The following is a 21,355-nucleotide window of genomic DNA, read 5'->3' on the forward strand; positions in this document are numbered from 1 at the left end:
ACCGATGACCAGGGCACTTCGCGCGCTCGTCTTCCTCACGTTGCTCGCTGCGGTCCTCGCCGGGCTGTCGTGCAAGCCGGAGGCGAAGCAGACGATCCGGATCGCTATCGGGACGCAGGACACGACCATCAATTGCGCCACCGGCGGGCTGCTCATCCGGGAGCTCAAGCTGCTCGAGAAGCACCTGCCGAGGGACGGCAAGTACAAGGACGTCACCTACGAGATCGAGTGGAAAGACTTCACCTCGGGGCCGCCGCTGACGACCGAGATGGTGGCCGAGAAGCTCGATATCGGCGCGATGGCCGACTTCCCCGGCGTGCTGAACGGCGTGGCGTTCCAGAAGCAGGGGAGCCGCAGCCGCTTCATCGCCACGCTCTCCGGCAGCGCGCTGGGGAGCGGCAACGGGATCGTCGTGCCGAGCGACTCCCCGGCACAGGGCCTGAAGGACCTCAAGGGCAAGCAGATCTCGGTGCCGTTCGGGTCGTCGGCCCATGGCATGTTGCTCCGGGCGATCCGCGATCTCGGCTGGGACCCGGACAAGGACGTGACGCTCGTCTCGCAGTCGCCGGAGGTGGGCGGCTCGTCGCTCAAGGCGAACAAGATCGACGCGCACGCGGATTTCGTCCCGTTCGCGGAGCTGTTCCCCTTCCGCGGCTTCGCCCGGAAGATCTACGACGGCTCCGGCGTGAAGGTGCCGACGGCGCACGGCGTGCTGGTGCGCGAGGCGTATGCTTCGAAATACCCGGAGATCGTCGTGGCCTTCCTCAAGGCGGCGCTCGAGGCCGACCGCCTGTTCGCGGAGGAGCCCGAGAAGTACAGCGAGCTCATCGAGAAGGTGACCGGGGTGGACGCCGAGGTCGCCTACATGTTCCACGGACCGCTCGGTATCCAGACGCGGGACTTCACGATCAAGCCCGAGGTCCGCCGCGCGCTCCAGGTGGCGGTCGACACGCTCACGCTGCTGAAGCGCACCGACACGACCCTCGATGTCGGCACGTTCGTGGACGACCGGTACATCCGGCGCGCGGCGGCGGAGCTCGGGCTCGACTACGAGGCGCGGCTCGCGAGCTACGCGAAGCTCCCGCTGTCCGGGAAGGACGCGCTGTCCGGGGAGCCGATCGCCGAGCCGACGCTCGTCGCGCAGATCTGGGTCGCGGGCGAGCCGAAGGTGCGCGCGTACGCCAGCCCGGGCACGGCGCTCGCCGCGCTCGGGCAGCTGACGATCGAGGGCAAGGAGATCCGCGCGGTGTTCGTGCACGATCGCGCGAGCGGGGTGAAGCTCCTGGCCGATCGCGCGTGGTACGCGAGGCGCCCGGACGGCGGCCTGTCGGCGTTCCTGGCGAAGGAGGACGCGGAGCGGTGGGCCGCGGAGAACGGCGCGGCGGTCGTCGACTTCGCGACCCTGCGGGCCGAGCGCGCGAAGCTCACGGCGGCGGCGCCATGACGATGATCTCCGAGCGCAGCGCGCCGGCCGGGGCGGAGCTCGCAGGCGGCGCGGCCTTCGCGCCCGCCCCGGCGAGCGCGGCCTTCACGCCCGCAGCGGCGAGCGCGGCCTTCGCGCCCGCAGCGGCGAGCGCGGCCCGGCGGGGCGCGTCGTCCCCCGCGCCGGATCGCGCGCCCCGCGACGGGCGCCCGCGCCGCGACCTCCGCCGCGCCTTCCTGCGCGCCCTGTCCGTGGCGGCGTGCGTCGGCCTCTGGCAGTGGGCGTCGATGACCCGCGCGGATCTCGGCGTCGTCACGTTCCTCAACGTGCCTGCGCCGACCGACGTCCTCGCCGCGGCGCGGGAGCTCTTCGCCTCGCCGAAGCTCTGGCAGCACCTCGGGAACAGCGTGTTCCGCGTCCTCGCGGGGTTCGCCGCCGCGGGCGCCACGGGCGTCGTGCTCGGGCTCCTCATCGGCAGGTCGCGGCTCGCCGAGGACACCCTGCTGCCGCCGCTCGAGATCCTGCGCCCCATCCCCGGCGTCGCCTGGCTCCCGCTCGCGATCCTGATGTTCCCGTCGGCCGAGCTGAGCATGATCTTCATCACGTACATGGGCGCGCTGTTCCCGATCCTGATCGCGACGATCCACGGCGTGGGCGCGCTCGATCCGCGGCTCATCGCGAGCTCCCGCAGCCTGGGCGCGCGCCCGCTCCGCCTGTTCCTCGAGGTGGTCCTGCCGGGCGCGCTGCCGAGCATCGTCACGGGGATGAGCATCGGTATGGGGACGTCCTGGTTCTGCCTCGTGACCGCCGAGATGATCGGGGGGCAGTACGGCATCGGCTACTTCACCTGGGAGTCGTACAACTTGCAGCGCTATCCGGACATCGTCCTCGGCATGCTGCTCATCGGCCTGCTCGGCATGCTCAGCAGCGCGCTCGTCCTGCGGGTCGGCGCGTGGCTCACCCCGTGGCAAGAGCCCCAGGAGAAGGGCCGATGACGCTCGACGCGAACCGCGCGGCGCGCCGGGAGAGCCCGGGGGGCGCCGTGGAGATCCGCGGCCTGTCCGTGGCCCTCGGGACGGGCGCCCGCCGCGTCGAGGCGGTGCGCGACCTCGACCTCCGCGTCGAGGGCGGCGAGCTCGTGAGCCTGCTCGGCCCGTCCGGGTGCGGGAAGTCGACGATCCTGAACGCCGTCGCCGGGTACGTGGCGCCGGAGCGCGGCAGCATCGTCGTCGGCGGCGAGCGGGTCGAGGGGCCGGGGCCGGCGCGCGGCATGGTCTTCCAGCAGAGCTCCCTGCTCCCCTGGAAGACGGTGCTGAACAACGTTGGCTTCGGCCTCAAGGTGCGCGGCGTCCCCGAGCGCGAGCGCAGGGAGGCGTCCCGGCGCCTGCTCTCGCTTGTCGGGCTGTCGGGGTTCGAGGACGCCTATCCGGCGCAGCTCTCCGGCGGCATGCAGCAGCGCGTCGAGATCGCGCGCGTGCTGATCACGGAGCCGCGCGTCGTGCTGATGGACGAGCCGTTCAGCGCGCTGGACGCCCAGACCAGGCTCTCGATGCAGGAGCTCTTGCTCGACGTCTTCCGCCAGGTCCGCACGACGGTGCTGTTCGTCACGCACGACATCGACGAGGCCATCTTCCTGTCCGACCGCATCGCCCTCATGACCCGCCGCCCCTGCCGCGTCGGCGCGGAGATCGCGGTGCCGTTCGGGAGGCCGAGGACCGCGGCGATCGTGGGCTCCGGCGAGTTCGCGGCGATCAAGCGGCGGTGCCTCGAGGCCCTCCGCGACGAGCGCGCCGCCGCCGCGCACCGCCACGACCTGGAGGCCGAGACAAGCGCGTGAGGCGCGGGCCGGCCCACCGTGCCCGGGCCGCGGGGGCGCGGCGCCTCGGGTCCGGCGGCTCCGGTCCTCTCGTACGCGCTTGATGTCCCGGGCGTTCCTCCTTACTACCGAGCCGAGAGGAGTGTTCCCGATGCTCAAGAGATTCCTGCGGGTGACTGACGTGCCGTTCTCGGCCTCGGTCGGGCTGCTCGCGCTGCGCGTCGTTATCGGCGTCGCGTTCATGTTTCACGGCTGGGGGAAGATCCAGGCCCCCTTCAGCTGGATGGGGCCCACCGCGCCCGTTCCTGGGTTCTTGCAAGGGCTGGCCGCGCTCTCGGAGTTCGGGGGCGGCCTTGCCTGGGTCCTCGGCCTCCTGACGCCGCTCGCGTCGCTGGGCCTCGCCGCCACCATGGCCGTCGCGGTCGCGGTTCACGTCTCGAACGGCGATCCGTTCGTCGCGATGGGAGGACCCTCCTACGAGGCGGCGGCGGTCTACCTCGGCATCTCCGTTGCGCTCCTCCTCGTCGGGCCGGGGAGGCTCTCCGTCGACGCGGCGGTCTTCGGGACGAAGCGCTGAGCTCTCGCGCGCGCCCTCGCGCGGTCCGCGCGAGGGCGTCGCTGCTCGCTCTCGCGCGGCCGATCGGAGCCGCGCTGCCCTGCTGCGTCCGGCCGGGCGGATGATGTCGGCACGCGCTGGAGCGCCCTGATCCAGCTGGGTGGGACAGCGCGTGCGCCGACCCATGTGCGCGCTTGAATTGCGCCTGTGAAGCCGCGCCGTCCCGACACTATGCTCCGGTCGGGAGGACCCGATGAGAGACGCCGAGGCGATGGCGCCTTCGAGCAGCGCGCGGCGCGGTGTCGTCATCGCAGCGACCTGTTCGTTCGCCGTTGGGTGCGTGACGCTGCTCGGCTGGTGGATCGGGGCGACCGCCCTCGTCGCCATCGCGGACGGCCTGCCGCTCATGGTGCCCAACACCGCCGTCGCCCTCGTTTTGGCGGGGGTGTCGCTCTGGGCGCTGGGCGCGCGAGAGTGCCCGGCGCCGCTCCGCCGGCTGGGACAGGCGTGCGCCGCCGTCGTCCTCGCGCTCGGCCTCGCGGTCCTCGCGCAGTACATCTTCGCCTGGGATCTCGGCATCGATCGCGTGCTGCTCGCGGGGCGCGTGGATTTCCCGAGCAAGTTCCCGGGCAGGCCGCCGCCAAACACCTCGCTCTGCTGCGTCCTGATCGGCCTTTCGCTCCTCTCGCTGCGCGTGAAGACGCGGCGAGCGTGCCTGTTCTCGGAATGGAGCGCGCTCCTTGCCGCGGCGCTCGCGCTGACGGCGCTGACCGGCTACGTGTTCGGCGTCGGCTACTTCTACGGGCTGCCGCCGCTATTTCCGTTCACGGGCATGGCGCTCCACGCGGCGATCGCTTTCCTCGCCCTCTGCGCCGGGCTCCTCATGGCGCGGCCCGATTGCACGACGTTCGCCACGCTGACGGCCGGCCAGTCCGGAGGCATCCTGCTGCGGCGCTTCCTGCCCTACGTCGTCCTCGTTCCGCTCGTGAGCGGCCGCCTCTTCCTGTTCGGCGCGGATCGCGGGGCATACCCCATCGCGGCGTCGCTATCGCTCGCCTCCGCCATCACGACGCTCCTGCTCGGGGCCATGCTCTGGGTCAGCGCGGCGCGCATGAACCTCCTCGACGAGGCGCGGCAGCGCGCCGAGGAGGCGCGCGCCTTCCTCGCGACCGTCGCGCAGGCCTCGGACGACGCCGTGATCGGCACCTCGCTCGACGGGACCATCCTGAGCTGGAACCCGGCGGCGGAGCGCCTTTACGGCTACTGCGTCTGCGAGGCGATCGGGAAGAAGCTGCCCCTCCTGTGCCTGCCCGAGCGCGCCGCCGAGGCAGAGGCCGTCCTCGCGCGCCTGCGCCGCGGCGAGCGCGTCGAGCGCTTCGAGGCCGTGAGCCGGACCAAGGACGGGAAGAGCATCGACATCGAGGTCACGGTGTCGTCGATCGTGGACGCGTCGGGGCGCGTCACCGGCATCTCGACGATCTGCCGCGACATCGGGCGCCGCAAGGCGATGGAGGCCGAGGTCTCGAGCGCGCACGAGGCGGAGCGGCGCATCCGTTCGCACCTCGAGGCGGTCATCGAGCAGCTGCCTGAAGCGGCGATCCTTGTCGACGCCAAGGGGCGGCTCATCAGCTGCAACAAGCTCGCGCTCCAGTACGCGTCGAGCGTCGAGGACGATCCCGATCCCTGGGGCAACCGGCTGTGTTTCGAGCACAGGACGCCGGCGGGAGAGCCCCTCGTCTGGGACGAGCGCCCGCTGATCCGGGCCCTTGAGCGCGGGGAGGCCGTGACGGGCGTCGAAGCGCTCTTGCGGCGCGCCGACTGGGGCCTCGTCCCGGTGCTGGTCAACGCGGTTCAGGTGCGCTCGGACGACGGTGAGCTCCAGGGCGCCGTCGCCGTCTTTCATGACATCTCGGCGTTCAAGGAGATGGAGCGGCAGCGTCAGGAGTGGATCGGCGTCATCGCTCACGATCTCCGCCAGCCCATCCAGGTCATCGCGACCGCGAGCCGGCTCCTGGGTCGCGCGGCCGGCGAGCGGCCCGTCGCGGACTGCCAAAAACAGCTCGACAGGATCACCTCGTCCATCGAGCGGCTGCGCCGCATGATCGACGACCTCCTCGACGCGTCGCGGATCGAGGCGCGGCAGCTCACGCTGGATCGTTCGCCGGTCAATCTGCGCGCCCAGCTCGGCGAGATCCTCGAGAAGTCGGCCGAGGTGACCGCGGGTCACGCCCTGAGCCTGGAGGTGAAGGGCGATGTGCCCGCCGTCCTGGCGGACCCAGGGCGGCTTGAGCAGATCGTCACCAACCTGCTCTCCAACGCGGCCAAGTACGGTCGGCCGGAGGGCGACATCGTGGTCGCGGTCGACGCCGGGCCGGGCAGCGCGCACGTCGCGGTGACCAACTGGGGCGGCGGTATCCCGGAGGCGTCGCTCCCGTACCTGTTCAAGCGCTTCTGGCGCGCGCCCGACGCCGCTCCGCGCGGCGTCCGCGGCGTCGGTCTCGGCCTCTACATCACGAAGGGCCTCGTGGAGGCCCACGGGGGCAGCATCTCCGTCGAGAGCAGCCCCCGCGGCGCGACGACATTCCGCTTCTCGCTGCCGTTCGCGCCCGATACCGCGCCAGCCGCCGGGGCGTAGCGCGCAGACAGCCCCTCTCTGCCCCTCTCTGCCCCTCGCTCCTGGTTCCTGCTCCACCGGCGACTCCATCCCGAGAAGGAGGCTCTCAGGCGAGCTCGTCAATCCGCCATCGGCGAGCTCGTCGATGGGTCGTCCCAATCCTCCCAAGATCGCAGAGACGTTTGTCCTGTCGCTGTCCGTTCTCCGTATTCCGTTTTGCGGTGCTGCCATCCTTTCGCAGGTTTCTACGGCTCAGATCGTCAGAATGATTGCAGAAGGAACTTCCTGAGGTTCGTATCCTTGCTACACCTGAGATCCGCTCCGGCCCGACGCCGGAGCAGTAAGGTGGCGCAGCAGTGAATTCCTGGTTCTTGCAGGTGAGTAAGCGGCTGGGGCCCGCGGGGCGCCGGCTCTGGGTGCTTGGGTTCATGGGGGTGGTGCTTGCGGTCACGCTCGGGCTCGCCCTGCGCGCGGCGGGCGAGTCGTCTACGCAGCGTACGGCGACGTACACCGAGCTCCTCCAGATCGCGCAGGCGGGGCAGGCGACCGCGGTCGAGGTGAGCGGGGATCGTTTCCTCGTGCGTCAGGCGGGCGGCGCCGCGGTGACGGCCGTCGTCGACGAGCCGACGCTCCGGCAGGAGCTGGTCTCCCGGTTCGCGGGCGCCGGCGCCTCTGTCGACTTCGCCTCCCGGGAGGATCCGTCGCGCGCCGCGTCCGCGGTGCTCCCGGTGGTCGTGCTGGCCGCGGTCGGCTTCGCGCTCTTCACGGTGAGCCGGCGGCGCAGCCCGAAGGTCTTCTCCGACGTGAAGGCCGGGGCGGCGCGGGCGGCGGTGCGCTTCGCCGACGTCGCGGGGATGCACGAGGTCAAGCAGGAGCTCGCCGAGACGGTCGAGTTCCTGAAGAGCCCGGATCGCTTCGCGCGCCTCGGCGGCCGCCCGCCGCGCGGCGTGCTGCTGACGGGCGAGCCCGGGACCGGCAAGACGCTGCTCGCGCGCGCCGTCGCGTGCGAGGCGGGCGTGCGGTTCCTCTCGGCGTCGGGGTCGAGCTTCCAGGAGATGTTCGTCGGCGTGGGCGCCTCCCGCGTCCGCGCGCTCTTCGCCGAGGCGCGCAAGTCCGCGCCGTGCATCGTCTTCATCGACGAGATCGACGCCGTGGGGCGGGCTCGCGCGAAGGGGCACGGCGACTCCGCCTCCGCGGAGCATGACCAGACCTTGAACCAGCTGCTCGTCGAGATGGACGGGTTCGACCACGAGACCGGCATCGTGGTCATCGCGTCGACCAACCGCGCCGACATGCTCGACCCGGCGCTGCTCCGGCCGGGGCGCTTCGACCGCAAGGTCACCGTGCCGCTCCCCGACGTGCGCGGCCGCGAGGAGATCCTCAACGTCCACGCCGGGCCGATCCCGCTCCAGGGGGAGGTCGATCTCGGCTACATCGCCCGCGGCACGCCGGGCTTCTCGGGCGCCGACCTGGCCAACCTCCTGAACGAGGCGGCCATCCTCGCGGCCCGCGAGGGCGCCGACGCGGTGGACCCGACGCACATCGACCGCGCGCGCGACCGGGTGCTCATGGGGCTCGAGCGCAAGGGGGTGCTCGTCGACGAGGACGAGCGTTATGCGACCGCCGTCCACGAGGCCGGGCACGTCGCGGTCGGGCTCATCGCGCCGAGCTGCGATCCCGTGCACAAGGTGTCGATCCTGCCGCGGGGCCGCGCGCTCGGCGTGACCCAGGCGCTGCCCGAGAAGGATCGGCTGATGTACCGGAAAGAGTACCTCGAGGATCAGATCTGCATGCTGATGGGCGGCCGCGCCGCCGAGATGGTCGTCCTCGGGACGATGACGGCGGGCGCCTCGGACGACATCCAGCGCGCCTCGACGATCGCGTGGAAGATGGTCGCGGAGCTCGGCATGAGCCACCTCGGCCCCATCTGCGTCGGCGACGGGCACCCCTCGCGGAGCCCGGCCCTGCTCGACCGGGTCGACGAGACGGCGCGGGCGCTCACGGAAGCGCAGCTCTCGCGCGCCATCGAGATCGTGAGGTCCCGGCGCGGCGAGATCGAGGCGCTCGTCAGGGCGCTCCTCGAGAAGGAGACGCTCGGCATGGACGAGATCCAGGCCTGTTTCCCGGCCGATCGCAGGCCGCGCCCCGAAGGCCAGGCCGCCTGACCGGCGGAGGCTCGAGGACGCCGGAAAGGGAAGTCCTTTTCAGGCGTCCTCGGCGGCAGGCCGCCCGCTCGCCGCGCGCGCGTCCGGCGCTCTCCCCTCTCGCCGCCGGACTCGACTCTTCCCCCTGCAGCCCAGCCGTCTCCTCTCGTCTCCGACGCTCCCGCGCGTGTGGCTGGCGTGTGAAGAGCCTGTTGTCCGAGATACGTTGTGCTCGGAAAGCTCGCTTCCCGGCCGCGCGCGCCGGATCCGATCCGGCGCGGGGCTTTGAGCCGCGGCGCGTCGCGCCTTCCTTTCCGTCCGGAGAGGTCAAATCTCCCCTTGCGATTGCCGGGCAAGCTGGTGAAGTGTGGCCACTTGCATGCATGGATTCTGTTTCGTTCGCGTGTCTCTCGATAGGGCACCCTCTCCGCGTTCGCCGATGGCCAGGCCTCTCACGGGCCGCTCCCTGAGCTCGGCGCGGCCGTCGCGGGCTCTCCTGCCCCGCTTCGGTTCGGAGGCGTGCGGTGCCTGAGCCTCGGATACTGATCCTGTCGAACAGAGATCCGGAGGAAGTCGTCGACGAGCCGCCACTCGCGCAGCGGGTGGGGAGCGGGCGGCTCCGGCTCGGTCGCGAGGACGGCAGCGCGGTGGTCGCGGAGAGCGTGCTCGCGGCCCTCGCCGCGGCCCCGGGCGTGCGCGTTGCGCACCGGCCCGTGCTCCGGCCGAGCGAGGTGCTCGCGGCCATCGGCGACCATCGCCCGGACGTGATCTTCAACCTGTGCGAGGCGCTCGACGGCGACAGCCGCCACGAGGTCATGTGCGCGTGGCTGCTCGCGGGGCTCGATCTCCGCTTCACGGGCAGCGATCACGTCGCGCTCCGGAGCTGCCTGCACAAGGCTGAGGCGAACCGGATCCTGGCGCGCGCCGGCGTGCGCGTGCCAGCGACGGTGCGGGTCGAAGGCCCGGATCGCATCCCGGAGGTCGCGTTCCCGGTCATCGTCAAGCCGGAGCGCGAGGACGGCTCGATGGGCATCGATCGTGGCTCGGTCGTCCACGATCGCAGGGCGCTCCGCGACCAGGTCGCCGCGGTCGTCGCGCAGTGCCGCCAGCCGGTGGTGGTGCAGCGTTACGTGCACGGGCGGGAGATCTCGGTCTCGCTGCTCGGGTGGCCGACGCCGCGCGTGCTGCCGCCCGGCGAGATCACGTTTCAGGGCCTGCCAGAGGGGCACCCGCACGTCGTCACGTACGAGTCGAAGTGGCGCCCGGAGACCGCCGCGTCGATCGGGACGCCCTCCTCGGCGGCGGTGCTGCGGCCGCTCGATCTGCGCCGCGTCGTCGCCGTGGGCCGCCGCGCGTTCGAGGTGCTCGGGCTGCGCGACTACGGCCGCGTCGACGTGCGGCTCGACGAGCGCGGCACGCCGCACGTCATCGACGTCAACCCGAACTGCGATCTCTCGCCGGACGCCGGCTTCGCGCGGGCGGCGGCGCGCGCCGGCCTGTCGTACGCCGACGTCGTCTGGGAGATCCTCCGCGCGGCGCTCGCCCGCGGCGCGCGCCACGACGATCTGCTCCGCGCGCGGGGCCGCGCGCCGGCGCGCGGCCGCGCCGCGGCGCGCTCCGCTGCCCGCGGCGCCCTCGCCGCCGCGCCCGAGGCGCCGTGATCACCCAGCGCGGTCTCCGCGCGGAAGATCGGCCGCTCATCGCCGCGCTGCTCGAGTCGGTCCCGGCGTTCACCGACGACGAGCGCGCGGTGGCGCTGGAGCTCGTCGACGTGACGCTCGGCCAGCCTTCGACGGACGGTTATGGCTACCGGTTCGTGCTGAGCTTCCTGGGCGCCCCGGGCGGCGACGGGGCGCCGCGGCTCCTCGGGTACCTCTGCTACGGCCGCACGCCGATGACGCAGTCCACGTACGACCTGTACTGGATCGCGACCTCGCCCGATTTCGCCCGGTCGGGGGTGGCGCGGGGGCTCGTGGCCACGATGGAGAGCGAGATCGCGCGCGAGGGCGGCGGCCTCGTGCGCGTGGAGACGGGCAGCCGGGAGGGGCACGGCGCGGCGGTGCGCTTCTACGACGCGGTGCAGTTCACGCGGGCCGCGGTCCTCGCCGACTTCTACGCGCCGGGCGACGATCTCATGATCTACACGAAGCGGGTCGCCCCGGCGCGCGCCTGGGCGGCGCCCTCGGCCGGCGAGGCGCCGGCGCGCGTCGACGCGCCCGCGCGCGGCGAGGCGCCCGCGCGCAGCGACACGCCGCCGGGCGAGCCTGCGCTCTACGACGCGGCGTTCGGCTACCGCGACTACGCCGCCGAGCGCGACTTCCTGCTCGCGTGCGCGCGCCGCTTCGGCGGCCGCCCGGTGCAGCGCGTCCTCTCGTGGGCCTGCGGGCCCGCGCGGCACCTGGAGGCCTTCGCGGAGCTCGGCGTCGGCTGCGCCGGCGCGGACGGCTCGGCGGCGATGATCGCCTTTGCGGAGCGCGCCGCGGGCGCCCGCGGCGCCGGGGCGTGCATCCGCTTCTCGTGCGCGGAGCTCGACGAGCGCCCGGACGTCGCGCCGGTCGATCTCTCGTTCGTGCCGCTCTCGGCGATCCACCAGCTGGCCACGCCGGCGGCGCTCGAGCGCCACCTCCGGCTCGCCGCCTCGCTGCTCCTGCCGGGCGGCGTCCACGTCATCGAGGCGACCCACCCCGCCGATCTCACGCCGTCCGGCGTGAACAGGACGGAGTGGACCGAGCTGCGCGGCGAGCAGTCGATCGACGCGCGGTTCCGCATCCACATCGAGCGGTCGACGCCCGATCGCGTGGTGCCCGTGACCCTCGAGGTTGTGTGCTCGGCTCGGCGCAACGGCGGCGCGCCGAGGGAGCTCTCGTCGATCCGGCAGGAGGCGACGTGGTACGTCCCGGACCTCGCCGGGTGGCGGCGCGTCGCGGAGCGGGTGCCGGAGCTCTCGCTGGTGGCGACGCTCGGCGACTTCAACGTCGATGTGCCGTTCGAGCACGCCGCTGCGTGGCGGCTGATCCTGGTGCTGAAGCGCCTCTGATCGATCGAAGCCGCGCGCGGCCGCGATCAGTTCATATCCCAGAAGTACTTGCCCCCGCTCGGCGGCGGCTCGTCCGCGCCGCCGCCGGGGCCGCCCGTGTCTCCGTCGCGCGTCAGCTGGAGCACCTCCTCGAGCGAGCTCGCCTCCTCGCGCCAGTACGCCTCCGTGCCGAAGTGCGGAAAGGTCCTCGGGAAGATGGGGTCGTGCCAGCGCCGCGCGATCCATGCCGCGTAGTGGATCATGCGGAGCCCTCGGAGCGGCTCGATCAGCCCGAGGGTCGAGCGGTCGAAGCGGCGGAGCTCCTCGTAGCCCTCGATGAAGAGCTCGCGCTGCTGCCGGGCGGCCTCGTCACGGCCGGGGAGGAGGAGCCACAGATCCTGCACGGCGGGGCCGACGACCATGTCGTCGAAGTCGAGCACGCGGAGCGCGCCGTCGCGCAGGAGCAGGTTGCCGGGGTGCAGATCGCCGTGGATGCGGTGCACGTCGACGCCGCGCAGGCGCTCCTCGGCCGCGTCCGCGACGGCGCGCGCGGCCGCGAGGTACCGCCGCTCGACGGCCGCGGGGATGAGCTTGCGCTCGACGAGCCAGCCGAGGTCCTCGCGCGCATAGGTGTCGGCGGAGAGCCGGACGCGGTGCTCGGCGGCGCTGGCCGCGCCCACGTTGTGGATGCGGGCGGCGAGCCTGCCGAGGCGCACGAACAGCTCGTCGCCGAGCTCGTCGGGGGCGCGGCCGCCCATGCGCTCGAAGAGGCAGTACGGGATGTGGTCGATCTGCTTGAGCGTCTCGCCGTCGGGGAACGGGCGCGTCGGGCAGACGGGGATCTCGGCGTCCGCCAGCTCCGCGAGGAACCGGTGCTCCTCGAGGATCTGCTCCCGCGTCCAGCGCCCCGGCCGGTAGAACTTGGCGATGACGCGGGTGCGATCCTCGCGCTCGACCTCGTAGACGCGGTTCTCGAACGAGTTCAGCGGGTAGCAGACGCGGTTGCAGTGGACCCCCGCGGCCTCGACGGCCTCGATCACCTTGTGCGGCGTCAGCGACAGGAAGAGGTCGGTCGGGGTGGTGGTGCTCATGGTGGGGAGAGTTGAGCACCGACCGGCGTCGCGCTCGACGAGAACTTTCGCCGCGCGCTGCCGGAGGCCGTCGCCACGCGCCGTTGCCGCGCGGCGAGCGTGGTTGCCGCGCGGCGGGCGTGGTTGCCGCGCGGCGGGCGTGGTTACCGCACCGCGCGGCGAGCGCCATTACCGGGCGGGCCCAGGGGCGCTGTGTCAAGCGCGGCCGTGATACGCTATCCTGAGGACCGCATGATGGAAGAAACGCAGCTTTCGTTTCGTCACCTCGAGCTCAACAGGCTCGAGGCGATGGTCGAGATCATGTTCCTCGCCGCATACGCTGACGGGTCCATCAACGAGGCCGAGCGCGCCGAGCTCGCGCGGCACGTGACGGCCATGAGCGACGGGCGCCTCGGGGCCGACCTCGTCGAGTCGCTCATCTCCATCATCGAGCGCTCGGTGCGCGACGAGGGCAGGAGCGGCCGCTTCGCGGCGCTTCGCGTCCGCCTGCCCGACGTGCGGATGCGCGAGGCCGCGATCGAGCTGGCCGTCCGCCTCGTGGCTGCCGACGGCGTGATCCACGAGAGCGAGCACGCGCTGCTCGTCGAGGCGGCCACGGCCCTCGAGGTGCCGATCGCGTTCAAGGGGCGCGTCGTGCCCGGCTCGGCCCGCTGAGCGGCGCGAGGGGCGACCGCGCCGCGGCGATGCCGGCGCGCGCCCCGGGGGTGCCTCGCTGGCTATCGGGCGATCCTAACCGACATCCGCTGTCGATGTACCCGTCGAGCGCCGGTGTGGCGCGCAGGGAATGCGTCGTGCGACGACCGTTGCGCCGACGGATCCGTCGCGCGCTCGTCCCGGGACCGCGCCGGCGGACGACGCGCCGCGGCTGCGGACGACGCGCGCGCCGGTCACGGCGGACGGCGCGCAGCCCCCGGGGCGAGCCGATGGCCGCCGGCGCCGGATCTGATGCCTCCACACCGCAATCCAGGCGCCGCGGCGCGCGGGAAAGAGGCGGATCTGCGGCGATTTCCATCGGCCTGCTCCTTGCAGCACACGTGGGCAAGGACATGGACAGCCACCGAACTGACAGCTCCACGACGCCACATGGCGGCTCGATGGATCCCGCGTCGAATCGATCCCGCCCCCCGAGCGGGGGCCGAGCCTCTCAGCGTGCGTACCGCTCGCCGCGGTCTCCGCGCTGGCCCTCGTCTCACCGCCCTCCGTTCGAGCCCGTCGACCTCCGGACGTCGGGCCGCCTGTCGAGGCCGTCCGGCTCGGCCTTCCGGCAGGGCGGGGACGTCGCGCCGCTGGAGACGCCGAGCGACGCTCCGGCCACCCCGGCGAGCGTACCGCCCGCCACGCTGCGGACCGGTCTTGCCGGCGCGCCCCCCGCCGCCGCCCTGGCGGTTCCTGCGAACGACCCGTGCTCCGCCGCGCTGCGGCGCTACGCCCCAGGCGACGTCCTCGGGGGGCGCTATCGCCTCACAGAGCTCCTCGGAGAGGGCAGCATGGGCGCCGTGTGGAAGGCGCGGAATCTCTCCCTGAGCCTCGATGTCGCGCTGAAGCTCATCCGTCGTGACTGCGCCGTCCCCGAGGCCGCCTCGCGGCTGATCCGGGAGGCGCAGGCGACGGCGCGGGTGTCGCACCGCGCCACGGTGCGGATCTTCGATCTCTGCTTCACGGAGGAGGGAGAGCCGTTCGCGGTGATGGAGCTCCTCCAGGGCCGGTCGCTCGCCCAGGCGCTCGCCGAGTCGGGCCCGATGTCGCCCATCTCCGCGGTCCAGCTGCTCCTTCCCGTGATCGGCGCGCTCGGCGCGGCGCACGGCGCGGGGGTCGTGCACCGGGACGTGAAGCCGGCGAACATCGTCCTCGTGCGCGAGGGCCGCCGCACGGTCCCCAAGCTCATCGACTTCGGGATCGCGTTCACCGAAGTGCGCGCGGCGGGCGACGAGCGGAGGGAAACACTGGTCGGGAGCCCGGCCTACATGGCGCCCGAGCAGGTCCGCGGCGGGCAGGCGTCGGACGCGCGCGCCGACGTGTGGAGCGCGTGCGTCGTGCTCTACGAGCTCGTGAGCAGCCGTCGCCCGTTCGGCGGCCCGAGCAGCATCTCCATCGTGCACGACGTGCTGCGCGCCGCCCCGCCGCGCCCGGAGGCCCTCGAACTGCACCCGCGGCTCTGGGAGATCATCGAGCGCGGCCTGGCCAAGGACCCTGATGGGCGCTTCACGACCATGGCCGCGCTCGGCCGCGCGCTGGCCCAGTGGGCGATCGCGGCCGGGGTCGCCCACGACGTCACGGGCGCGTCCCTCGTCGACTACTGGCTGTCGTGAGAGGGGCTCTCAGTACGTCACGCCGCAGCCCTTCGCGTCGGCGAAGGCCTTGATCGTCGCGAGCTCGGCCGTCGTCGCGTCGCTGTAGGCCCAGCTGATCGCGCCCGCGTATCCCTGGCTGTACCAGCTCTCCAGGAGCGTCGGCAAAGCGGCCGTCGCCAGGCCGGCGATCGGGAAATCCCCCATGATCACGGGCTTGTCCGTGATGCCGTAGTCCTTGGGCGACTGGTTGTAGGGCCAGTACAGGTTGACCCGGTCGTTGATATGAAAGGTGTAGAAATCGACGTCGGTGTCTCGCCAGGACCGCGCCCACTTCATCGACGCCGAGCCGATCGTGACGAGCGCCGTGCTCTCTGCGCGCAGCGCCCGGATGGCCTCGCCGAGGAACGCCGCCATCTGCGCGTGCTCGATCGGATCCACCTGGGCGTCGGGCTCGTAGCGAGGGCCGTCGTCCGGGCTCGGTCCGGTCATGGCCAGCTCTGGCTCGTTGATCACGTCCCACGCGACCATCCGGTGCCGGTAGGGGCTCTGCGCGACGGCCCTGGCGATCGGCCGGACGACCTTGTCTATCAGCTTCGCGCGCCGCTTTGCGTCCTTCACGATGGGGGTGATACCGACGGTCTTCACGTCGGCGTCGATCCGCGTCGGGTGGAAGTTGTCGAAGGAGAACAGGCAGAACACCAGGTTGACGTCCGCCTGCTCGGCGAGCTCGAGCGCCTTCTGGACGTCGCGCCGCGTCGTCCCGCCGAGGCCGGTCGGGTTCTCGCTCGTGTCGAAGACGACGCTCTCGCCCCGGATCTCCGGCAGCATCCACCACCGCGCGACGCTCGCCCCGTGAGCACGGATGTCGGCGAGGTTCTTCGCGTGCGTCTCCGCCTCGGCCGCGACGCCGCGCTTGTCCCACGCGGCGATGCCGCCGAAGTCGCCGGCGAAGTTGTGCCACGCATAGTTCATTCCGAACATGAAGCGCTTCTTGCAGCCGATCGTGATACCAGCGCTCTCAGCGGGGCACTCGTCGACACACTCCATGCTGTCGATCGGCGCGCCTCCCTGTCCTCCGTGGCCACCCTCGGAGGAAGCGCCCTCGCCGCCGCCGCCGCCAGCGCCGCCGGCGCCGCCAGCGCCCTTGCCGGTCGCCCCGCCAGCAGGCGGGCTCTCGCCGGTGCAGGCGACGAGGACCAGCGCGGCTGTTGCGATGAGCGCGCGGAGACCCGGTGGGCAACGGAGTGTGTTCATAAGGACAGCGGGGTGATCGTACGCGTGCTGTCACGCGAACGCCATCCTCGGGTGGCGGCGCGGGCAGCGAGCGGGCTGCGCGACGCGGGCAGGAAGGGCGGCGCAATGCGGGCAGGCTGGACGGCGGGCGAGGCGGGGCGGCGCCGGCGGGGTTCCCCTTGAAACCTGCTTCCCCGCCCGGCTATGGGAGGGACTCGGGCGCCGCTCGGGCCCCGAACGCCCCGCTTGCGGGAGGAGAACCACCGATCATGAAAGCGCGCGCAGCCGTGGCCCACAGGGCCGGCGAGAAGCTGACGGTCGAGGACGTCCAGGTGGAGGGCCCTCGCGAGGGCGAGGTCCTCATCGAGATCAAGGCAACGGGCGTCTGTCACACCGACGCTTACACGCTCTCAGGAAAGGATCCGGAGGGACTCTTCCCCGCGATCCTCGGTCATGAAGGCGCGGGCGTCGTCGTCGACGTCGGGCCGTCCGTGAAGAGCCTCAAGAAAGGCGATCACGTGATTCCCCTCTACACGCCCGAGTGCCGGCAGTGCTCTTATTGCACGAGCGGAAAAACCAACCTCTGTCAGGCCATCCGCGCCACCCAGGGGCGCGGGCTCATGCCGGACGGAACGAGCCGCTTCTCGATCGGCAAGGAGCGGATTCACCATTACATGGGCACGTCGACCTTCTCGAGCTTCACCGTCCTGCCCGAGATCGCCGTCGCCAAGATCCGCGAGGACGCGCCGTTCGACAAGGTCTGTTATATCGGCTGCGGCGTGACGACGGGTATCGGCGCCGTCATCAACACCGCGCAGGTGAGGCCCGGCGACAACGTCGTGGTCTTCGGCCTCGGCGGCATCGGGCTCAACGTGATCCAGGGCGCCCGGATGGCCGGCGCCGACATCATCGTCGGCGTCGACATCAACCCGAAGCGCCGCGAGCTGGCCGAGAGGTTCGGCATGACCCACTTCGTCAACCCGAGCGAGGTGGCGGGGGATCTCGTGCCCTACCTCGTCGATCTGACCCGGGGCGGCGCCGATTTCAGCTTCGAGTGCATCGGCAACGTCAAGGTGATGCGCCAGGCGCTCGAGTGCTGCCACAAGGGCTGGGGGACGAGCATCATCATCGGCGTCGCCGGGGCCGGCGAGGAGATCGCCACGCGCCCCTTCCAGCTCGTCACCGGGCGCGTCTGGAAGGGCACCGCGTTCGGCGGCGCCAAGGGGCGCACCGACGTTCCCAAGATCGTCGACTGGTACATGGAGGGCAAGATCAAGATCGACGAGCTGATCACCCACACGATGCCGCTCGACGACATCAACCGCTCCTTCGACCTCATGCACGAAGGCGAGTCGATCCGCAGCGTCGTGCTCTTCTCCTGAAGCGGCGCGGCGCTCGACGCCGGCCGCCTCGCGCGTGACCGCAGGGGCGGACGAGCGCACTAGGCCCCTCGGCGCGCGGCATGGCGCGCGCCGAGCGCGGCGCGTGCGCCATGCCCGCGCGCCATGCCCACGCGACAGCCTGCTCTTCGGGGCGCATGTCGGTGCCCTATCGGCGGCGACGGGTGCTGCAAAAATGCTGACCCATGTGACATCATTCGCCGCCATGGTCCATGTCACCTCCCTGGCGGGGCTGCCCGCCAACGCCCTTGCGGAGTCGAACGCGGCGATCGCGGCGTGCGATGCTGTCGTCCTCGTCGCGCCGTCGCCCATCGCGAAGTACGCGGGGGGGCTCGGGTCCGCCGTGGGCGCGGTGGTCGAGGCTGCGGCGCGCGTCGACTCCGCGCTCGAGGGCAAGAGTGCTCCGCTCGTCCTGCCGGCGCCGGGGGTGCCTGGCGGGCGCCTGGTGCTCGCGCCGATGGGGCCGCTCTCGGAAGACGTCGATGACGTCCGCTCCGTCGCGGAGGCCGCGGCGGCCGGCTTCGCGCGGGCGGTGGACGCGGGGGCGAGCCGGCCGCTGCTCGTCGTGCGCGCTCCGGTGGGCGCGGCGCCGCGGTTCGCGCGGGCCGTCGAGGTGGGCGCGCTCGCCGCGCTCGGGAGCCAGTGGACGCCGCTCGAGGCGCGGGAGGCGGAGATGGCCCCGCGCTCGGCCGAGTCGGTGGCGGTGCTCGGGCTGTCGGAGGCGCGCGCCCGCGAGATCGCGGCCGTCGAGGTCGGTCGGGCGCTCTGCCGCGACATCACGGGCACCGAGCCGGAGCGGATGGCGCCCCGCCGCGTCGCCGAGCTGTGCGAGGCGGCGTTCGCCAGGACGGGGGTGCTCGTCAAGATCGAGCGCAACGTCGATGACTATCCGCTCATCAGCGCGGTCTCGCGGGCGTCGCGGGTCGTCGAGCGGCACCGGCCGTGCGTCGTGCGGCTCGACTACAGGCCTCGCGGGGAGATCCGGCGAACGGTGCTGCTCGCGGGCAAGGGCGTCACCTACGACACGGGCGGCGTCGACCTGAAGACCGACGGGCACATGGCCGGCATGTCCCGAGACAAGGGCGGCGCCGGCGCGGTCGCCGGCCTCGTGCGCGCGGCCGCGGCGCTCGGCCTGGAGGGCGTGCGCATCGTCGGGCTCCTCGGGCTCGTGCGCAACAGCATCGGCGAGGAGTCCTATGTGAGCGACGAGATCATCCGCAGCCGCGCCGGCGTGCGCGTCCGGATCGGCAACACCGACGCCGAGGGCCGCCTCATCCTGGCTGACCTGCTCGCGCTCGGGCGGGAGCTCGCCATGAGCGGCGCGGCCGACCCCATCGTGTTCTCGGTCGCGACGCTGACCGGGCACGTCTACCGCGCCCACGGGCCTTACACCGGCGCGATCGGCAACTCCGCCGCGCGGGCGGAGCTCGATCGGCTCGACGTCCTCGCGGAGCGCTGGGGCGAGCCGATGGAGCGCGTCCGGCCGCGGCGCGAGGACTACGCGTTCGTGGCGCCCCGGTCGAGCGCCGAGGACGTGGTGTCCTCGAACCGCCTCGCCTCGGTGAACACGCCGCGCGGGCACCAGTTCCCCTTCGCGTTCCTCGACATCGCCTCGGGGCTCAAGGGGGGGGCGCTGCCGTTCATCCACCTCGATATCGGCGGCGTCGGGGTCGAGTCGGCGGACTGGCAGTTCGGCCGCCCGACAGGCGTCCCCATTCCGAGTCTGACAGCTTATCTCTCTGGCGAATCCTGACCTACAGGAGCGCCAAGGGGGAGACAGCGGGCCTTCCGAGCTCTCGTGGAGAATCGGGAAGGAGCCCGTGTTTTCCGCGCTCGATGGGCGGGTGATCCGTTCTTGGTGGCCGGGGTGGGGGGGCGGCCCGAGCGGATGTGTTGCGCGGTATCATCGGGGCGATGGGGGCGGCCGGCACGTCGCTGGCAAGCTGGGCCGTCATGCGGAGAACTCGCTCGACCACGACCGGCCATCGCGCACCGATCCCGCGCGCGCTCGCCGGGGGACTCGTCCTCGCGGCCACCGCGTGCAGCACGGGGGAACGGGGGATCAACCTGGATGTACCGCGCCTGCCGACACAGCGCGACAGAGGGGATGTCCTGCCGGCTGTCACGAGCGACGGCGAGCAGGCCGAGCGCGCGCAGCCGGCGCCCGATACGGCCGGGATCACGAGCATGGCAGTCCCGATCGGGAGCACCGGATTTGCCCGTGGACGGTCGACGGTGGTCGTGAAGGGCTCGATGGAGCGCGTGCGCGCCGCGGTGCTCTCGTTCGAGCGGTATCCGGAGTTCATGCCGCACTACAAGAAGTGCCGCCTGCTCGGGCGCACGCCCGCGGGCGGGTGGGATCTCTACATGGAGGTCTCGGCCCTTTCGGGCGCGGTCACGATGTGGGCGCGCATCGAGATCCAGAAGCCGGTCGTCGAGGATGGCGTCGAGACGTACTCGTCCCGCTTCATCTCCGGCAATGTGCAAGATCTCCAGGCTATTTGGCGGCTCGAGAAGATCGACGCCCAGTCGACGCGCCTGTCCCTCGAGGTGTTCCTCCGGCCGAAGCTGCCGCTTCCGAAGAGCCTCCTCAACGCGGAGAACCTGGACGGCTCGGCGCGCGCCGTCGCGGCCATCCGGGCGCGCGTCGAGCAGGCGCAGGACGGGAATCGCTGACGCGCGCTGGAGCGAGGCGGCGAGGCCGGCGTCACCCGCCCGAGGCGAGCCTCCGGACGGGGTTGGGCACGTCGAGCCGCGCCGCCGTGGCGCCGTAGACGACCCGCTCGGTGCCCGGGTCGCCCAGGAACTCGTAGGGAAAGCCGAGCGGCACGCGGCTCGCCGCGTCGAGCCTCTCGAGGGCCGCGGCGGGCAAGACGACGTCGAGGCAGCCCAGGCAGTCCTGCATCTGCTCGGGCTTCCGGGCGCCGACGATGGGGATCACCTGCGCCGGGCGCGACCTGAGCCACGCGAGGGCCACCTGCGCCGAGGAGCACCCGAGCTCCTCGGCCACCGCGTCGACCGCGCGCGCGACGCGCAGGCCCCGCTCGTCCAGGCGCCCCTGGTTCATCGCGGCGCGCGCGGCGTCGTTGCCGCCCCCCCGCGTGTACTTGCCCGTCAGCACGCCGCCGGCCATGGGCGCCCACGCGAGCACGCCCAGGCCGAGCCGGGACGCCATCGGGACGAGCTCCCGCTCCACCGTGCGCTCGATCAGGCTGTACTCGATCTCGATGCCGACGAACTGCGACCAGCCCCGGAGCTCGGCGATCGCGTTCGCCCGGGAGACGACCCAGGCAGGCGCGTCGGACATGCCGACATAGAGCACCTTGCCCGCGCGCACCACGTCGTCGAGCGCGCGCATGAGCTCGGCCTCTGGCGTCGTCCAGTCCCACGCATGGACCCAGAGCAGATCGATGTAGTCCGTCCCCAGGCGCTTGAGGCTCGCCTCGACGGACTGGACAAGGTTCTTCCTGCCGTTGCCGCTCGCGCTCGGATCGGCGTCGTTCATGGAGAGCGAGTACTTGGTCGCGATGACCCACGCGCCGCGGTCTCCGCGGACGAGCTCACCGACGATCCGCTCGGCGCTGCCGTTCGTGTACTTGTTGGCGGTGTCGATGAAGTTGCCGCCGCGGGCGCGGTACGCCTCGAGGATGCCGCGGCACGCCTCGGCCGAGGCGCCGAAGCCCCAGTCCTCGCCGAAGGTCATGGTGCCAAGGCTGATCTCCGAGACCTTGAGCCCGCTGCCGCCGAGCAGTTTGTAACGCATCTCCATGG

General features: G+C 72.2%; 16 protein-coding genes. 13 read left to right on the forward strand and 3 right to left on the reverse strand.

From position 1 onward, the window contains the following. Positions 1-4 precede the first annotated feature (4 nt). From WMF46_RS14955 to WMF46_RS14990, 8 genes are all read left to right on the forward strand, one after another. Positions 5-1,444, forward strand: coding sequence for an ABC transporter substrate-binding protein (locus WMF46_RS14955; RefSeq protein ID WP_437986231.1), 1,440 nt, complete (start codon positions 5-7; stop codon positions 1,442-1,444). Further along, entirely contained in the window at positions 1,441-2,418 is a 978-nt protein-coding gene (locus tag WMF46_RS14960) for an ABC transporter permease (RefSeq protein WP_437986232.1), read from the forward strand. The genes WMF46_RS14955 and WMF46_RS14960 overlap by 4 nt, the downstream gene beginning before the upstream one ends. Next, on the forward strand, positions 2,415-3,260 hold the full coding sequence (locus tag WMF46_RS14965; RefSeq protein ID WP_437978005.1) for an ABC transporter ATP-binding protein: 846 nt from the start codon (positions 2,415-2,417) through the stop codon (positions 3,258-3,260). The genes WMF46_RS14960 and WMF46_RS14965 overlap by 4 nt, the downstream gene beginning before the upstream one ends. A gap of 130 nt (positions 3,261-3,390) precedes the next feature. After that, complete coding sequence (locus WMF46_RS14970) at positions 3,391-3,816, forward strand: DoxX family protein (protein ID WP_437986233.1); 426 nt, start codon at positions 3,391-3,393, stop codon at positions 3,814-3,816. A gap of 232 nt (positions 3,817-4,048) precedes the next feature. Then, positions 4,049-6,430, forward strand: coding sequence for a PAS domain-containing sensor histidine kinase (locus WMF46_RS14975; protein ID WP_437986234.1), 2,382 nt, complete (start codon positions 4,049-4,051; stop codon positions 6,428-6,430). A 356-nt stretch (positions 6,431-6,786) separates the two neighbouring features. Then, positions 6,787-8,574 carry an ATP-dependent zinc metalloprotease FtsH gene (ftsH, locus tag WMF46_RS14980; RefSeq protein WP_437986235.1) on the forward strand — a complete coding sequence of 596 codons (1,788 nt, stop codon included), beginning with the start codon at positions 6,787-6,789 and terminating at the stop codon, positions 8,572-8,574. A 503-nt stretch (positions 8,575-9,077) separates the two neighbouring features. Further along, positions 9,078-10,214 (forward strand): D-alanine--D-alanine ligase family protein, encoded by a 1,137-nt coding sequence (locus tag WMF46_RS14985; protein ID WP_437552618.1) that lies wholly within the window; start codon positions 9,078-9,080, stop codon positions 10,212-10,214. Beyond that, positions 10,211-11,590, forward strand: a complete 1,380-nt coding sequence (locus WMF46_RS14990; RefSeq protein WP_437986236.1) for a GNAT family N-acetyltransferase — start codon at positions 10,211-10,213, stop codon at positions 11,588-11,590. Before WMF46_RS14985 ends, WMF46_RS14990 begins: the two co-directional genes overlap by 4 nt. Positions 11,591-11,616: 26 nt before the next feature. Here WMF46_RS14990 and WMF46_RS14995 read toward each other — a convergent pair whose 3' ends face one another. Next, complete coding sequence (locus WMF46_RS14995; RefSeq protein WP_437986237.1) at positions 11,617-12,660, reverse strand: serine/threonine protein kinase; 1,044 nt, start codon at positions 12,658-12,660, stop codon at positions 11,617-11,619. 231 nt (positions 12,661-12,891) lie between these two features. On the opposite strand from WMF46_RS14995, the gene WMF46_RS15000 reads away from it, so the two are divergent. Beyond that, positions 12,892-13,314, forward strand: coding sequence for a tellurite resistance TerB family protein (locus WMF46_RS15000; protein ID WP_437986238.1), 423 nt, complete (start codon positions 12,892-12,894; stop codon positions 13,312-13,314). A 761-nt stretch (positions 13,315-14,075) separates the two neighbouring features. After that, entirely contained in the window at positions 14,076-14,969 is an 894-nt protein-coding gene (locus WMF46_RS15005; protein WP_437987897.1) for a serine/threonine-protein kinase, read from the forward strand. A gap of 9 nt (positions 14,970-14,978) precedes the next feature. On the opposite strand, the gene WMF46_RS15010 is transcribed toward WMF46_RS15005, so the two are convergent. Then, positions 14,979-16,205 carry a hypothetical protein gene (locus WMF46_RS15010; RefSeq protein ID WP_437986239.1) on the reverse strand — a complete coding sequence of 409 codons (1,227 nt, stop codon included), beginning with the start codon at positions 16,203-16,205 and terminating at the stop codon, positions 14,979-14,981. Between the two features lie 248 nt (positions 16,206-16,453). On the opposite strand from WMF46_RS15010, the gene WMF46_RS15015 reads away from it, so the two are divergent. The 3 genes from WMF46_RS15015 (at position 16,454) to WMF46_RS15025 (ending at position 20,260) form a co-directional block, all read left to right on the forward strand. Continuing rightward, the gene (locus tag WMF46_RS15015; RefSeq protein ID WP_437909145.1) at positions 16,454-17,566 is read left to right on the forward strand and encodes an S-(hydroxymethyl)glutathione dehydrogenase/class III alcohol dehydrogenase; all 1,113 of its coding nucleotides are present in this window, start codon (positions 16,454-16,456) and stop codon (positions 17,564-17,566) included. Positions 17,567-17,771: 205 nt separating this feature from the next. Next, positions 17,772-19,337: an aminopeptidase gene (locus WMF46_RS15020; protein ID WP_437986240.1), complete on the forward strand. Its 1,566-nt coding sequence runs from the start codon at positions 17,772-17,774 to the stop codon at positions 19,335-19,337. 200 nt (positions 19,338-19,537) lie between these two features. Then, positions 19,538-20,260 carry a type II toxin-antitoxin system RatA family toxin gene (locus WMF46_RS15025; RefSeq protein WP_437986241.1) on the forward strand — a complete coding sequence of 241 codons (723 nt, stop codon included), beginning with the start codon at positions 19,538-19,540 and terminating at the stop codon, positions 20,258-20,260. Between the two features lie 31 nt (positions 20,261-20,291). Here WMF46_RS15025 and WMF46_RS15030 read toward each other — a convergent pair whose 3' ends face one another. Further along, positions 20,292-21,347 carry an aldo/keto reductase gene (locus WMF46_RS15030; protein ID WP_437555396.1) on the reverse strand — a complete coding sequence of 352 codons (1,056 nt, stop codon included), beginning with the start codon at positions 21,345-21,347 and terminating at the stop codon, positions 20,292-20,294. Between the last annotated feature and the right edge of the window lie 8 nt (positions 21,348-21,355).

The organism is Sorangium sp. So ce117 (assembly GCF_051524395.1).
Lineage (GTDB): Bacteria > Myxococcota_A > Polyangia > Polyangiales > Polyangiaceae > Sorangium > Sorangium cellulosum_B.

Bases quoted from the DNA above. Each gene is read 5' to 3' on its own strand.
- WMF46_RS14955 (WP_437986231.1), top strand. From the start codon at position 5: ATGACCAGGGCACTTCGCGCGCTCGTCTTCCTCACGTTGCTCGCTGCG.
- WMF46_RS15000 (WP_437986238.1), top strand. From the start codon at position 12,892: ATGATGGAAGAAACGCAGCTTTCGTTTCGTCACCTCGAGCTCAACAGG.
- WMF46_RS14960 (WP_437986232.1), top strand. From the start codon at position 1,441: ATGACGATGATCTCCGAGCGCAGCGCGCCGGCCGGGGCGGAGCTCGCA.
- WMF46_RS14965 (WP_437978005.1), top strand. From the start codon at position 2,415: ATGACGCTCGACGCGAACCGCGCGGCGCGCCGGGAGAGCCCGGGGGGC.
- WMF46_RS15015 (WP_437909145.1), top strand. From the start codon at position 16,454: ATGAAAGCGCGCGCAGCCGTGGCCCACAGGGCCGGCGAGAAGCTGACG.
- WMF46_RS14970 (WP_437986233.1), top strand. From the start codon at position 3,391: ATGCTCAAGAGATTCCTGCGGGTGACTGACGTGCCGTTCTCGGCCTCG.
- WMF46_RS15010 (WP_437986239.1), bottom strand. From the start codon at position 16,205: ATGAACACACTCCGTTGCCCACCGGGTCTCCGCGCGCTCATCGCAACA.
- WMF46_RS14975 (WP_437986234.1), top strand. From the start codon at position 4,049: ATGAGAGACGCCGAGGCGATGGCGCCTTCGAGCAGCGCGCGGCGCGGT.
- WMF46_RS15025 (WP_437986241.1), top strand. From the start codon at position 19,538: ATGCGGAGAACTCGCTCGACCACGACCGGCCATCGCGCACCGATCCCG.
- WMF46_RS14995 (WP_437986237.1), bottom strand. From the start codon at position 12,660: ATGAGCACCACCACCCCGACCGACCTCTTCCTGTCGCTGACGCCGCAC.
- WMF46_RS15030 (WP_437555396.1), bottom strand. From the start codon at position 21,347: ATGCGTTACAAACTGCTCGGCGGCAGCGGGCTCAAGGTCTCGGAGATC.